The following is a 13,337-nucleotide window of genomic DNA, read 5'->3' on the forward strand; positions in this document are numbered from 1 at the left end:
ACTGGCAGGGCCTCATCGCAGGCAAGCCAGCTCCCACAGTTGATTGCATTTCAGGTCAACTATGCAGTCCAGGGAGACTTGCGGATCACCTCCACAAAATTCATCGGCTTGAATCCCGGCTCCTGATCCACCAGCACATCCGTCTTCACGTTGCCAAACGTGGTCTGCGGACGATGGCGCAAGCCGTCGGCAAACGCGCAAATGATGCACTCCTTGAACCCTTCACCGCGTGGATGCGCATGCACCACAGCTTCGCGCTGCACGCTGGAAAACGCGGCGTAGTCCATGCCCAGCACGTCCATTTCCACACCGGCCGTCACCAGCGCCACAGTCGGACGCAGATGCTGCGGTACGCCCGGTGTGGTGTGCAGGGCGATGGACAGCCACACTTGTTCGATGTCGTCATCGCTCAGCCCGTAAGGCTTGAGGAAAGCGGCGGCGGCGTTGGCACCGTCGACTTCGAAGCGCTCGTTGTCACTGCGAAGGCCTTCCACCAGGCCCAGGTCATGGAACATCGCGCCGACGTAGAGCAGCTCCGGGTTGTAAGCGAGTTGCTTGCGTTCGCCGCTCAAGGCGCCGAACAGGAATACCCGGCGAGAGTGGTGGTAGAGCAGGTCGGATTCGACGTCGCGGATGTATTCGGTGGTGGCCTTGGCCAGGGCGCTGTCCGGGATCTGGATGCCGGCGATGGTGGTGCTCATGGTCGTTCTCCTCTGGAAAGATTCCAGTCTGGTCTTGTGCCAGCGAAGGGGCCATTGCGGCGAGGGAGCAATCCCGGCCAATGTGGTTGTACATCGTGCCAAAGGTGTACTCGGTCAAATGTGGGAGCTGGCTTGCCTGCGATAGCATCGACTCGGTATACCTGAATGATCGAGGCGTCTGCATCGCAGGCAAGCCAGCTCCCACAGGGGTTCTGTGTTTATCCAGTTAGAGAAGGTGTGCCTGCTCATGAGCAAAACCGTCGCCATCCTGATCTTCCCCGGCGTCCAGTCACTGGATGTGACCGGCCCCATGGATGTTTTCTGCGAAGCCAACCGCTTTCTGCCGCCGCAAGACCATTACCAATTGGAAGTTATCGGCTTCAGCCACGGCAACATGGCGGCTTCCAACGGCCTGTCATTGCAGGCCCACCGGCACTACAGCGAAGCCCTGCGAGCCTACGACCTGCTGCTGGTCGCCGGCGGCCCGCAGTTGCCCTTCGAAGACTTCGGCGCCGAGTTTGATGACTGGCTGCGCGGCGCTACCGCCCGTGCGCAACGTTTCGGCTCGATCTGCAACGGCGCCTTCATGCTGGCACGCGCCGGGCTGTTGGACGGCAAAACCGTGACCACCCACTGGAATGACGCGGCGGATCTGGCGCGCCTGTGCCCCACAGCCCAGGTCGAAGCCGACCGCCTCTACGTGCAGGACGGCAATCTCTACACCTCGGCCGGGGTTACGGCAGGCATCGATCTGTCGCTGTATTTGCTGGCCCAGGATCACGGCCCGGAAGTCGCGTTGAGCGTGGCCAAGCGCCTGGTGGTGTTCACCCAGCGCTCGGGCGGGCAGTCACAGTTCAGTCCGTTCCTCACACCCCACGCCGAAACCACCTCGGCGGTGGCGCTGGTGCAACTGTACGTGTTGGCGAACCTGACAGGGGATTTGACCATTGCCGACCTGGCCAAGGCGGCCAATATGAGCGCGCGTAATTTCTCCCGGGTGTTTGCCCGAGAGGCGCGGATCACGCCAGCGGAATTTGTCGAGCGGGCGCGGGTAGACGCGGCACGGGTCATGCTCGAAAGCAGCCCCGCGCCGCTCAAGACCGTTGCCTACCAATGCGGCTTTCGCGACGCCCAGCACATGCGCAGTGTGTTTAACCGCCGGCTGGGCGTGACGCCGCAACAGTTCCGGCTTAACTTTGCGGCGCCGGTTTGAGGGTGTCGTAGGCTTCCAGTGCGCGCAACGAGTAGATGTACGCCGCACCCGCATTCAGCGAGATCGCGGTGGCCAGGGTTGCGGCGACTTCTTCGCGAGTGGCGCCGGCCTTGATCGCCGCGTCGGCATGCACGCCGATGCAGCCGTCGCAGCGCGTGGTGATGGCCACGGCGATGGAGATCAGTTCACGGGTCTTGGCGTCGAGCACGTTGTTTTCTTCGGCGGCCTCGCCCAGCGCCATGTAGGCTTTGACCATCTTCGGGTTGCTCTTGCCCAGTGTGCCAAAGGCTTTCTTTACGGTAGGCAGCAAGTCGGACCAGTTATTGAACATTGCGGTAACTCCTGAACAGGTGTGGGTGGTGTGGAGCCAGTCTCTTCCGTTCAGAGTTAGCGGTATTGTTCAATCCGCTCATCTTTTTGACCGATGCTCGCAAATGAATTCGATCGACACGCTCATCGCGCTGGCCAACCTGCGCGGCAGTCTAGATCTACGTTGCCAATTCCAGGGGGAGTGGGCCCTGGGTCATTCACCGGAAAGCCTCGGCGTGGCGCCTTACCACATCGTGCTCAGCGGCACCTGTCGTGCCGAGTTGTCCGGCGGGCAGCAGGTGACGCTGGAGGAGGGCGATATCCTGCTGATGCCCGGCGGTGCCACCCATTTGCTGCGCAGCCAGGGTGCGCGGATTCGGCCGATGCAACCGCAAGTGGTCAGCGGTGGCCTGCTCCCGGTGCATCGCCTGGGCGGCGACCGACCAGACTTGGACATGCTCTGTGGCAGTTTCCACTACAACCGTCAGTCATTGCTGCTCGGCGCGTTGCCGGAGTACCTGGTGGTGTCCAGCCGCGAGTGGCAGGGCGACGGCCAACTGGCGGCGTTGATCGCGTTGTTGCGCAGTGAAGCGGACGGCCAGCAATTGGGTGCGCGCTCCTTTATCGATGCGTTGTCGTCGGCGCTGTTCACCCTGATCCTGCGTACTTGGCTGGCCCGTCAGACACCCGTGGCCGGCACCTTCGCGTTGCTCGCCGACAAGCGCTTGAGCAAAGCCTGGCAAGCGATGCTGGCCGATCCGGGGCATGAGTGGACCATCGACAGCCTGGCGGCTGCCGCGACGATGTCACGCGCCACCTTCATGCGTGCGTTCGTGAAAGTGGCGGGCGTATCGCCGTGGGTGCTGCTGACCCAGTTGCGCATGGAGTTGGCCTTCAACCTGTTGCGCCAGTCGCACCTGAGCCTGCTGGATATCGCCGCCCAGGTGGGTTACCAGTCCCAGGCGGCGTTCAGCAAGAAATTCAAGGAGGCCTATGGCGAGGCGCCGGGGCGCCTGCGTTCATCGGGCGGGTAGCAGCTTGAGAGTGCCACGGGTGTTGGCGGTGACTTCCTCGTCGGTGAAATGCGCCTGCTCATAGCCGCCTTCGATGTAGGTTTCTGCCTGGTCGCCATAGTGCTTGTCGAACGGCACACCGCTTTGGCCGACCGGGTTGATGGTCAGCGCGTGGGCCGCGTCGGCGAAGTCGATCAGGCGGCGAGTCGAAGGCCCGTAGGTGACGGGCCACGGTGCCGGGCCGATGTTGGCTGACTGGTTGTTCGGCACTTCGTGGGTGCCCGGCGCCGGGAACGGGCCGACATTGACGATCAGGTCCAAGGGTTTCTGCGAGCCCAGCGGATGGCCGTGGGTCAGGGTATGGGCCTTGCCCCACTGCCATTGGCTAGGATCATCGCCAAAGGTGGCCTTGAGGTGCGTTAGGCTGTTGTCCCAGGCGAGCTTGACGGTGTCGGCGCGCTTGCCGTCCCACCACGGTGAATCCGGCGCGGCGGCCAGGCGTGGCAAGGCAGCGTCGATCACGCGGGTGCCGAGCAGGGTCTTGAACATTCCGTCACCCAGTTTCGGGTGGAAGGCGGCGTCGGCCAGGTTGAACAGGAACTGGTTGAACAGCGTGGCGCTGGTCGAGTCCAGCGGGTAGTCACCTTTCCAGCTTGCAAGCTGCTCCACCAGTTTCAACTGTGCCGGATCCTTGACCACCTCACGCAGCACCGGCAACAGCGGCGCCAACAGGCGTGGGCCAAAGGCGGTGGTGGTGCCGAGCTGCAAGGCCTGGCTGTTGTTCACATCCCACTTCACGCTCTTGTCGCTCAACTGCGCGTTCAACTGTTGGCCGCGATCGGCCAGGTTGTAGTAACCGGGAATCTCCATGCCAGTCGGCGAGACCGGCTGGGCATTGGCCGATACCACGTAACCGCGCCCCGGATTTTCTTCCTGGGGGTTGGCGCTGAAAGGGTAGAAGCCCAGCTTGTCGGCCTGGGCGGTGCTGCCGTCAAGGATAAACCCGGCGTTGACCCCGGCCGGGCGGATCGGCAACTGCGCCGCCGCCCACCAGCCGATATCGCCCTTGGCGTTGGCCCACACAATGTTCAGCCCCGGCGCCGACACCTTGGCCGCCGCCGCACGGGCCTTCACCAGCGTGTCGGCACGGTTGAGCTGGTAGAAGCCCTCAAGGATCGGGTTCTGGGTATCGAGAAACGCCCACCACATGGCAATCGGCGTCTTGCCGGCGTTTTCGCCCAGCACGTCATTGATGATCGGGCCGTGGGGGGATTGACGCAGGGTCAACGTCACCGGCGCCTGGCCTTTCACGGCGATTTGCTGCTCGGCGCTGCTCATGTCGACCCATTGGTCGTGGTACCAGACCTGGTTGGGGTTGTCCGGGTTGACCTTCTCGGCGATGAGGTCGAGGTCATCGTTCTGGAACATGGTCAGGCTCCAGCCGAAGTCCAGGTTGTGCCCCAGGAACGCCACCGGCACCAGTGCGTTGTGGTAGCCATATAGCTCGAACCCCGGCGCAGACAGCTGCGCCTCGTACCACACCGACGGTACCGAAAAACGGATATGCGGGTCACCGGCCAGCAACGGTTTGCCGCTCTTGGTGCGGTTGCCGCTGATGGCCCAGGCGTTGCTGCCTTCGAACTGCGGCAGGCCGTTGTCGGCCAGGGCCTGTTCGCTCAGGGCGGCGATGGCACCGAGGGCCTGCCAATCGCTGGTGGCGAGGTTGAGGGCGCCCTTGGGCTGCCAGTCCAGGTCGAAGACTTTCAGGTAGTCACTGCCCAGTTGGTCGCGGATGTACGTCAGCACAGGCTCGGTACGAAACGCGGCGGCAAAGCTGTAGGCCATGTACCCGGCGACGCTGATGGTGTCCTCGGCGGTAAACGGTCGTTTAGGGATGCCCAGCACGTCGAACTCCATCGGGCTGGCGTGGTTGTCCTGATACTGGTTGATCCCGTCCAGATAGGCTTGCAGGGCCTTCCAGTGCGCTGACTCGTGGTCGAGTTGCGCGACATAGGTGGCCGCACGGTCGCGAATGCGCAGGCTGCGGAACAACTTGTCGGTCTCCAGCACCTTGGGCCCGAGCACCTCGGCCAGCTCGCCCCGGGCCAGGCGCCGCATGATCTCCATCTGGAACAGCCGGTCCTGGGCGTGCACGTAGCCCAGGGCGCGGTAAAGATCGGTTTCGTTCTCGGCTTGGATGTGTGGCACGCCACGGTCGTCGTAACGCACGGTGACCGAGCCTTGCAGGTTGGCCAGTGTTGCCGTGCCCTGGCGGGTGGGCTGCTTGCTGTACAGGTACCAACTGGCGCCGAGGGCGACCAGCACGACAAGAACCGCGAGAACCCGCAAGACGCGCTTCATGAACATTCCTTACCAAGAGTGGGGTGGCGAGTTACGAGCCTTTTGGCCACGAACAATAGCAGCCCACCGCCAGGGTGTGCGTGGCATTTACCTCGCGTCCTGTTTCAAGGGCCTTCAAGATCGGCTCAATAAAACTGTTGCTGGAATTACACGTGAGGCCTTCGCTGTAGGGCCCGAAGTACGCGAGCTTGCCGCTGCGATCCCAGATACCCACGGCCGGGCTGGCCGGCACCTGCTCCGCGCCGGGCAGGGCGGTGAGGGTTTTCATGCTGCGCAGGTTGTCGGGCAGTTGGCCGTGGCTGCCGGGCTTTTGCAGCGCGTAGAACTCAACGCCTTGGGGCGCGTACTGCTCGATCAGCTCGCCCAGGTGCTGCTGGTTGCCGACGTTGCACGGACAAGCCGGGTCCCAGAAGTGCACCAGGCGAATCGGGCCGGGGCCGGCAAGGTCGGCGGGTAGCTTCAACGGGTCGCCGGAAAACACCGCCGTGTGCTCGCTGAAGGCGCGCAGGTAGCGGCCCTGGAACCAGTCATACGCCGCCCACAGCACGCCGGTGCAGATAACCAGGATCAGGCTGGCGAACAAGGCGGTGCGGTAGGGCTGTCGCATTCAGTTGTATCCTCGAAGGTCGCGTAGCTTGCCATGCTTGTCCTGACAGATGAATATCGCAGCTCGATATTCATCTTTGCCGCAAGTCTGGAAGCCTTTATGCCTGTTACCTTTGACCCTGATCATCTGCGCGAAAGCTTGCGGCCCCTGGTGGATGCGCAACCGCTTTCAGCCGAGGCGCGGGTCTACCAGCGTTTTTACGGTCTGGACCAGGCCGTGAGCCGTCTGGGGCGTTTCGAGGTGGAGGATTTTGAGGTGGTGGCGCAGGTGTGGTGGCCGCCCACGCCGGTGGCGACGATGTTCATGTTCCACGGTTTCTACGACCACATGGGGCTGTACCGCCATGTGGTGAAGTGGGCGCTGGAGCAGGGTTTCGTGGTGATCGCCTGCGATTTACCGGGGCACGGCCTGTCCAGTGGCGTGCGTGCCAGCATCGATGATTTTGCGGTGTATCAACAGGTGGTGAATGCGCTGTTCACCCAGGCGCAAGCGCTGCAACTGCCGCAACCCTGGCACCTGTTCGGGCAAAGCACCGGCGGCGCAGTGGTGGTGGATCACCTGCTCAACCATGGCGCCGACAGCCCGGCTCAGGGCAAGACTTTCCTACTGTCACCCCTGGTGCGGCCGCGTGCCTGGGGGTGGTCGCAGGTCAGTTACTACTTGTTGCGTCCTTTCGTCAAAGGCATTGCGCGGCGATTCAGCGAGAATACCCACGATCCGGCATTCAAGCCGTTCCTGGAAGCCGACCCGCTGCAGCCGCGCCAACTGCCGACCGCCTGGGTCGGCGCCTTGGCGCGCTGGATCAAACGCATCGAAGCCGCACCGCGCAGCGCCCGGCGACCGGTGATCGTTCAAGGTGAGGAAGATATGACGGTGGACTGGCAGCACAACCTGCAGGTGTTGCGCGGCAAGTTCGACCAGCCCGAGGTGTTGATGCTGCCGCGTGGCAGGCATCACCTGGCCAATGAGATTCCGGAGATTCGTGAGCAGTACTTCCGGTATCTCACTGACCACCTGCGGTAACACTATCCAAATGTGGGAGGGGGCTTGCCCCCGATAGCGGTGGTTCAGCAAACAATAGATGTCTGACAAATCGCCATCGGGGGCAAGCCCCCTCCCACATTTTTTACTGCGTGAGGCTTGAGGTGCTCTGACCGACTGCAAGTCCGGCGCGAATGGCCGCAAGGGCCGCCTGGTAATACGCCTTGCCCTCCGGCGACTCGGCAAACGTCGCGAATTCTTCCAGCTCCGGGTCGGACAAATCCCGATAGACGTACAGCAGCGTGTTGTTCAGATCCTTGTCGATCTGCTGCATCAACCGCTCACGCTGGCCGTTCAACATGCCTTGGGCCTGCCCGCCGCCCAACAGGCCGGGAATCATCTGGCTCAGACTATCGGCCGCCACACCAGCAATCGCCAGGCTGACTTCCGCGCCCGCTTCACGGGCCGGCAGGGCCTGGGCCAGGTGGCCGATGATCAGGCTGCGAGTCGCGTCGGCTTCGATTTTCGGCAGGCCTTGGGCGTTTTTCGCCAATTGATCACGGCGCGTGGCGAGCAACTCGGCGGCGACAATCTTGCGGCCCAGGGGCGATTGGAAAAACGCCAGGGCCGGCTTAGGGTCCGCCAGGTTTTTGCGCAACTGTGCTTCGGCACGCTGGTCCACCGCCTGGGCGGCGAAGCGCTTATTGCTGTTGTCCACCAGCGCCTGGTACACCGCCGGCGGCAGGCTGTTGCGGTAGCGCTGCTGGGCGGCACTGAGGGCGTCATTGAAATGCGCACGTTGTTCGGCCCAGCCGGCGACCTTGTACAACTGGTCATGGCCGTCTGCCCAGGCGGGCAAAACGCAGAACATCAGCAAGGAAAAAAACAAACGACGCATATGGACTCCTGTCAGTCGGCCACTATTGTCCGTGTCGGGCGTAGGATTTGTCGAGAAGTCCTATCAGTCACCTGACTAAAGTGCAGTCAGACGCTCGGTGGCTCTGTCGGATTCACAGGCGTATGGATACTATGCGCGCCATGCAAATACCCCTCGATCACCCCTTGCTGCAACGTATTGTCGACGACCTGGCCGAAAAGGGCTGGTCCCGGCAGGACGGCTTCCTGCCCCAGGCTCTGACCCTGGAACTGGCGGCTGAGTGCCGTAAACGTGCGGCCGAGGGTGAACTGGCCCCAGCGGCGGTAGGGCGTGGCCCGGCCCAGGAGATTCGCGAAGGCATTCGCGGTGACCATATCCAGTGGCTGGAAGAGGGCGATGCGGCGGTCTGCGACACCTATATGGCTTTGATGGACAGCCTGCGCCTGGCGATGAACCGCAGCCTGTTCCTGGGCCTGGAAGACTTCGAAAGCCACTTTGCGATGTACCCGCCGGGGGCGTTCTACCTCAAGCACCTGGACCGTTTTCGCGACGATGACCGCCGCATGGTCTCGGCAGTGATCTACTTGAACGATGCCTGGCTGCCCGAGCATGGCGGCCAGTTGCGCATGTACCTCAAGGACGGCGTCGAATACGATGTGGTGCCCACCGGCGGTTGCCTGGTGGTGTTCCTGTCGGGCGAAGTGCCCCACGAAGTCCTGCCCGCCACGCGCGAACGCCTGTCCCTCACCGGTTGGTTTCGCCGGCGGGGTAACGAGCCGTTCTGAGTATGCAAAAGATTCTGATCAGCCGCTGCCTGCTGGGGCACAAGGTGCGCTACGACGGTGGCGCCAGCGGGCCGTTCGACCAACTGGCGGTATGGCAGGCCGAAGGGCGTGTGGTTGCCATCTGCCCGGAAGTGTCGGGTGGTTTGCCGACGCCACGCCCCGCTGCCGAAATTCCAGGCGGGCAAGGCGTGGATGTCTGGGAGGGCCGCGCCCAGGTACTCACAGCCGAGGGCGAAGATTTCAGCGCGGCGTTCCTTGAGGGTGCGCGCCAGGCCCTGGCGCTGGTGCAGCGCCATAACATCCGCATCGCCGTGCTCAAGGCCAATAGCCCGTCGTGCGGCAATCTGCTGACTTACGACGGCACCTTCAGTGGCGTGAAGGTGAGTGGCGAAGGTGTGACGGCTGCGCTGCTCAAGCAGCATGGGGTGTTGGTGTTCAGTGAGCTAGAACTGGCACAAGCCGCGCAGGCATTGCAGGCCGGCGGTTATTGAGTCTGGGCCGCCGGACGGTTGGGGTAATCTACAAGCCACTTCTGCAACAGCTCCCTGAATCGATCGTCGGATTTGAGTCGTTGCAGTGCGTTGTTCAGGCTTGACTTGAATGCCGGGTTGCCCTTCTGGAACGGCATCGCATAAAGGGTCGACGGGCCTGTCATGCGCCCACGGGATTCGCCGTAAGGCTCACTGAAATCGAACCGATCCTGCAATTCGGGAGTCACAGCGATATAGTTCATCGCTACGTCGTACTTGCCGCTTTCCACTCCTGGCAGCAGGTCAGTCGCATCGGTGGTGATGAACGATGCGCGCACGTCCATCTCCTTGGCCAGTTGCTCGCCGAGTTCTACTTCCAAACCGGTGAGTTTGTTTCCTTCCTTGAAACTGTATGGCGGGTTGTCGGCCACGAGTGCAATGCGCAGTTCGCCTCGATCAAATACATCATCGAGCAGTTCGGCATGCGCCAAGGGACTTAGAAGGGGAAGCAGCAGTAACAGGCCAGGCGAAAAGCGCATGGTCACTCCTAGAGATTTTTAATGTGCGAGGCGCCGTTCAGCATCGCTTTGCTATGGTGTTGAGTGCCTTGGACAGCAATTTGTCGCGAAGTTGTCATAACCCTACAGATTTCATAGAAAAACTGGAGAAGCGAATGAACGCCTTTTTGTCCCGTGCCACCCTGGCCTCCCTGATGCTGGGTGCTTCGATGTTGGCCACTGCTGCGGACGGTATCCCGCGCAGCGCTCCACCTGCAGATGCCAAAGTATTTATCGTCTCGCCAAAAGACGGCGCCACGGTCGATAAAACCTTCACCGTGAAGTTCGGCATGGAAGGCTTGAAGCTGGCCCCGGCCACCAGCCAGAACCCAGGCACCGGTCACCACCATCTGCTGATCGACCAGCAAGAGCTGCCTGACGCCAGCGTGCCGATCCCGGCCACAGACACGGTGATCCACTACGGCAAGGCCCAGACCGAAGCCGAACTGACCCTCACCCCAGGCAAGCACACCCTGCAACTGGTGGCCGGGGACAAACTGCACATGCAGTTCAACCCGACTGTATCCTCTAAAGTGATCACGGTTAACGTCAAATAAGATTTGTTCAGATGCAAAAAAGGGAGCCCCGAGGGGCTCCCTTTTTCATGTTGCGGCGAAACCTTAGAACAACACGCGGCTACGAATCGTACCGTTGATGTGCTGCAGCTTCTCTTGCGCCAGGTCCGAGTACTCGGCGTCGACGTCGATCACCACGTAGCCAACCTTCTCGTTGGTCTGCAGGAACTGACCGGAGATGTTGATGCCGTTTTCCGCGAAGACCTTGTTGATCTCCATCATCACGCCAGGGATGTTCTGGTGGATGTGCAGCAGACGGTGCTTGCCTGGGTGAGCCGGCAGGGCCACTTCGGGGAAGTTCACCGACGACACCGAGGTACCGTTGTCGCTGTACTTGACCAGCTTCTCCGACACTTCCAGGCCAATGTTGGCTTGGGCTTCAGCGGTGGAACCGCCGATGTGCGGGGTCAGGATCACGTTGTCCAGGCCACGCAGCGGGCTTTCGAAGATGTCGTCGTTGGAGCGCGGCTCCACCGGGAACACGTCGATGGCGGCGCCGATCAGGTGCTTGTCCTTGATCGCGTCGGCCAGGGCGTCCAGCTCGACCACGGTGCCACGGGCAGCGTTGATCAGGATGCCGCCTTTCTTGATGGCGCGGATTTCCTTCTCGCCGATCATCCACTGGGTCTCAGCGGTTTCCGGAACGTGCAGGGTCACGATGTCGGACATGCCCAACAGCTCGGTCAGGCTGGCCACTTGCGTGGCGTTGCCCAATGGCAGCTTGGTCAGGGTGTCGTAGAAAAACACCTGCATGCCGAGGCCTTCAGCCAGGACCGACAACTGAGTACCGATCGAGCCGTAACCGACGATACCCAGCTTCTTGCCGCGGATTTCGAAGGAGTTGGCTGCGCTCTTGATCCAGCCGCCACGGTGGCAGGAAGCGTTCTTCTCTGGAATGCCGCGCAGCAACAGGATCGCCTCGGCCAGCACCAGTTCCGCAACGGAGCGGGTGTTGGAGTACGGTGCGTTGAACACCGCGATGCCGCGCTCGCGCGCTGCGTTGAGGTCGACCTGGTTGGTGCCGATGCAGAAACAGCCGACCGCCACGAGTTTCTTGGCGTGATCGAAGATCTCTTCGGTCAGCTGAGTGCGGGAGCGAATGCCGATGAAGTGCGCGTCGGCGATCTTTTCCTTGAGTTGGGCTTCCGGCAGAGAACTGGTGATGTACTCAATGCTGGTGTACCCGGCGGCTTTCAGAACGTCGACAGCCGATGGGTGGACGCCTTCCAGAAGAAGGAACTTGATCTTGCTCTTATCGAGAGAAGTCTTGCTCATCTGCGTAAACCTGTATCCCGGAGAAAAATGGCAGGGAATCGAGCAGCACAAGCTGACCCGGACGGCAGGAAAGCCGTCACCGCAGAAACGCCCTTGGGCTCTGTCCTGCGGGGGCGGTATGCTAGCATACGCGCCCCGCTAAACACCTATTCCTGCGACGTGAAGCGTTCTCAGGATGACCATGAATTGTTCGAGAGTTCTGTCGATGACCCATCCTGCCCTGATTGATGAGCTAAAGACCCTGGTTGAGCCCGGCAAAGTGCTGACCGATGCAGACTCCCTGGAGGCTTACGGCAAGGATTGGACCAAGCACTTCGCACCCGCGCCGACCGCCATCGTCTTCCCCAAGACCACTGAGCAGGTCCAGGCCATTGTGCGCTGGGCCAATACCCACAAGGTGGCGCTGGTGCCATCGGGCGGTCGTACCGGCTTGTCGGCCGCTGCCGTGGCGGCGAATGGCGAAGTGGTTGTGTCGTTCGACTATATGAACCAGATCCTCGACGTGAACCTCACCGACCGCACCGCCGTGTGCCAGCCGGGCGTGGTCACCAAGCAATTGCAGAACGTCGCTGAAGAAAAGGGCCTGTACTACCCGGTGGACTTTGCATCGTCCGGTTCCAGCCAGATTGGCGGCAATATCGGCACCAATGCCGGCGGGATCAAGGTGATTCGCTACGGTATGACCCGCAACTGGGTGGCCGGCATGAAGGTTGTCACCGGCAAGGGCGACGTACTGGAGCTGAACCGCGACCTGATCAAGAACGCCACCGGCTACGACATGCGCCAGCTGTTCATCGGCGCCGAGGGCACCTTGGGCTTTGTGGTCGAAGCCACCATGCGCCTGGACCGTGCGCCGAAAAACCTCACCGCGATGGTGCTGGGCACCACCGACTTTGATTCGATCATGCCGGTATTGCACGCGTTCCAGAGCAAACTGGACCTGACCGCCTTCGAATTCTTCTCCGACAAGGCTCTGGCCAAGGTCATGGGCCGTGGCGATGTGCCGGCGCCGTTCGACACCGAGTGCCCGTTCTACGCGCTACTGGAATTCGAAGCCACCACCGAAGAAGTCGCCAACCACGCGCTGGAAACCTTTGAGCATTGCGTCGAGCAGGGCTGGGTGCTGGACGGCGTGATGAGCCAGAGCGAAACCCAACTGCACAACCTGTGGAAACTGCGCGAGTACATCTCCGAAACCATTTCCCACTGGACCCCGTACAAGAACGATATCTCGGTAACTGTCTCCAAAGTACCGGCGTTCTTGAAGGAAATCGACGCGATTGTCGGCGAACACTACCCAGATTTTGAAATCGTCTGGTTCGGCCACATCGGCGATGGCAACCTGCACCTGAACATCCTCAAGCCAGAAAACCTGAGCAAGGACGAGTTCTTCGCCAAGTGCGCCACCGTGAACAAGTGGGTGTTTGAAACCGTCGAGAAGTACAACGGTTCGATCTCCGCCGAACACGGCGTGGGCATGACCAAGCGTGACTACCTGACCTACAGCCGCTCGCCGGTTGAAATCGAATACATGAAGGCCGTCAAAGCCGTGTTCGACCCGAACGGGATCATGAACCCTGGCAAGATTTTCGCTGTTTAATCGCCCTGAAGGA

At 61.6% G+C, this 13,337-nt stretch carries 14 protein-coding genes; 7 read left to right on the forward strand and 7 right to left on the reverse strand.

What is annotated here, in order from left to right; all coding sequences use genetic code 11:
- Positions 1 to 59: 59 nt before the first annotated feature.
- The gene (locus tag EJ576_RS02105) at positions 60 to 701 is read right to left on the reverse strand and encodes an HD domain-containing protein (RefSeq protein ID WP_028618366.1); all 642 of its coding nucleotides are present in this window, start codon (positions 699 to 701) and stop codon (positions 60 to 62) included.
- 247 nt (positions 702 to 948) lie between these two features.
- Between EJ576_RS02105 and EJ576_RS02110 the strand changes: the two genes are divergently transcribed.
- On the forward strand, positions 949 to 1,914 hold the full coding sequence (locus EJ576_RS02110) for a GlxA family transcriptional regulator (RefSeq protein WP_126569487.1): 966 nt from the start codon (positions 949 to 951) through the stop codon (positions 1,912 to 1,914).
- On the opposite strand, the gene EJ576_RS02115 is transcribed toward EJ576_RS02110, so the two are convergent.
- Positions 1,892 to 2,245 (reverse strand): carboxymuconolactone decarboxylase family protein, encoded by a 354-nt coding sequence (locus tag EJ576_RS02115; protein ID WP_028618364.1) that lies wholly within the window; start codon positions 2,243 to 2,245, stop codon positions 1,892 to 1,894. The two genes, EJ576_RS02110 and EJ576_RS02115, sit on opposite strands and share 23 nt — an antisense overlap.
- A gap of 103 nt (positions 2,246 to 2,348) precedes the next feature.
- Between EJ576_RS02115 and EJ576_RS02120 the strand changes: the two genes are divergently transcribed.
- Positions 2,349 to 3,257, forward strand: coding sequence for an AraC family transcriptional regulator (locus EJ576_RS02120; protein WP_126569488.1), 909 nt, complete (start codon positions 2,349 to 2,351; stop codon positions 3,255 to 3,257).
- Here EJ576_RS02120 and EJ576_RS02125 read toward each other — a convergent pair.
- Both EJ576_RS02125 and EJ576_RS02130 read right to left on the reverse strand, forming a co-directional pair.
- On the reverse strand, positions 3,243 to 5,597 hold the full coding sequence (locus EJ576_RS02125) for a penicillin acylase family protein (protein ID WP_126569489.1): 2,355 nt from the start codon (positions 5,595 to 5,597) through the stop codon (positions 3,243 to 3,245). The genes EJ576_RS02120 and EJ576_RS02125 overlap by 15 nt on opposite strands.
- Positions 5,598 to 5,628: 31 nt before the next feature.
- On the reverse strand, positions 5,629 to 6,204 hold the full coding sequence (locus EJ576_RS02130; RefSeq protein ID WP_123474860.1) for a DUF6436 domain-containing protein: 576 nt from the start codon (positions 6,202 to 6,204) through the stop codon (positions 5,629 to 5,631).
- 99 nt (positions 6,205 to 6,303) lie between these two features.
- Between EJ576_RS02130 and EJ576_RS02135 the strand changes: the two genes are divergently transcribed.
- Entirely contained in the window at positions 6,304 to 7,227 is a 924-nt protein-coding gene (locus EJ576_RS02135; RefSeq protein ID WP_123474862.1) for an alpha/beta hydrolase, read from the forward strand.
- 103 nt (positions 7,228 to 7,330) lie between these two features.
- On the opposite strand, the gene EJ576_RS02140 is transcribed toward EJ576_RS02135, so the two are convergent.
- Positions 7,331 to 8,083, reverse strand: coding sequence for a DUF2059 domain-containing protein (locus EJ576_RS02140; protein WP_122729739.1), 753 nt, complete (start codon positions 8,081 to 8,083; stop codon positions 7,331 to 7,333).
- A 131-nt stretch (positions 8,084 to 8,214) separates the two neighbouring features.
- Between EJ576_RS02140 and EJ576_RS02145 the strand changes: the two genes are divergently transcribed.
- Positions 8,215 to 8,847, forward strand: coding sequence for a 2OG-Fe(II) oxygenase (locus EJ576_RS02145; protein ID WP_123474864.1), 633 nt, complete (start codon positions 8,215 to 8,217; stop codon positions 8,845 to 8,847).
- A gap of 2 nt (positions 8,848 to 8,849) precedes the next feature.
- Positions 8,850 to 9,338: a DUF523 domain-containing protein gene (locus EJ576_RS02150; protein WP_122729735.1), complete on the forward strand. Its 489-nt coding sequence runs from the start codon at positions 8,850 to 8,852 to the stop codon at positions 9,336 to 9,338.
- Here the strand turns inward: EJ576_RS02150 and EJ576_RS02155 are convergent.
- Positions 9,332 to 9,856: a transporter substrate-binding domain-containing protein gene (locus EJ576_RS02155; protein ID WP_122729732.1), complete on the reverse strand. Its 525-nt coding sequence runs from the start codon at positions 9,854 to 9,856 to the stop codon at positions 9,332 to 9,334. The genes EJ576_RS02150 and EJ576_RS02155 overlap by 7 nt on opposite strands.
- A gap of 134 nt (positions 9,857 to 9,990) precedes the next feature.
- Between EJ576_RS02155 and EJ576_RS02160 the strand changes: the two genes are divergently transcribed.
- A complete protein-coding gene (locus tag EJ576_RS02160) occupies positions 9,991 to 10,431 on the forward strand; it encodes a DUF4399 domain-containing protein (RefSeq protein WP_126569490.1) in 441 nt (146 codons plus the stop codon).
- A 63-nt stretch (positions 10,432 to 10,494) separates the two neighbouring features.
- Here the strand turns inward: EJ576_RS02160 and serA are convergent, their stop codons facing one another.
- Positions 10,495 to 11,724 (reverse strand): phosphoglycerate dehydrogenase, encoded by a 1,230-nt coding sequence (gene serA / locus EJ576_RS02165; protein WP_003195214.1) that lies wholly within the window; start codon positions 11,722 to 11,724, stop codon positions 10,495 to 10,497.
- A gap of 205 nt (positions 11,725 to 11,929) precedes the next feature.
- On the opposite strand from serA, the gene EJ576_RS02175 reads away from it, so the two are divergent.
- Complete coding sequence (locus EJ576_RS02175) at positions 11,930 to 13,324, forward strand: FAD-binding oxidoreductase (protein ID WP_099493155.1); 1,395 nt, start codon at positions 11,930 to 11,932, stop codon at positions 13,322 to 13,324.
- Positions 13,325 to 13,337 lie beyond the last annotated feature (13 nt).

The sequence above is a fragment of the Pseudomonas sp. C 49-2 genome (assembly GCF_003970195.1).
Lineage (GTDB): Bacteria > Pseudomonadota > Gammaproteobacteria > Pseudomonadales > Pseudomonadaceae > Aquipseudomonas > Aquipseudomonas canadensis.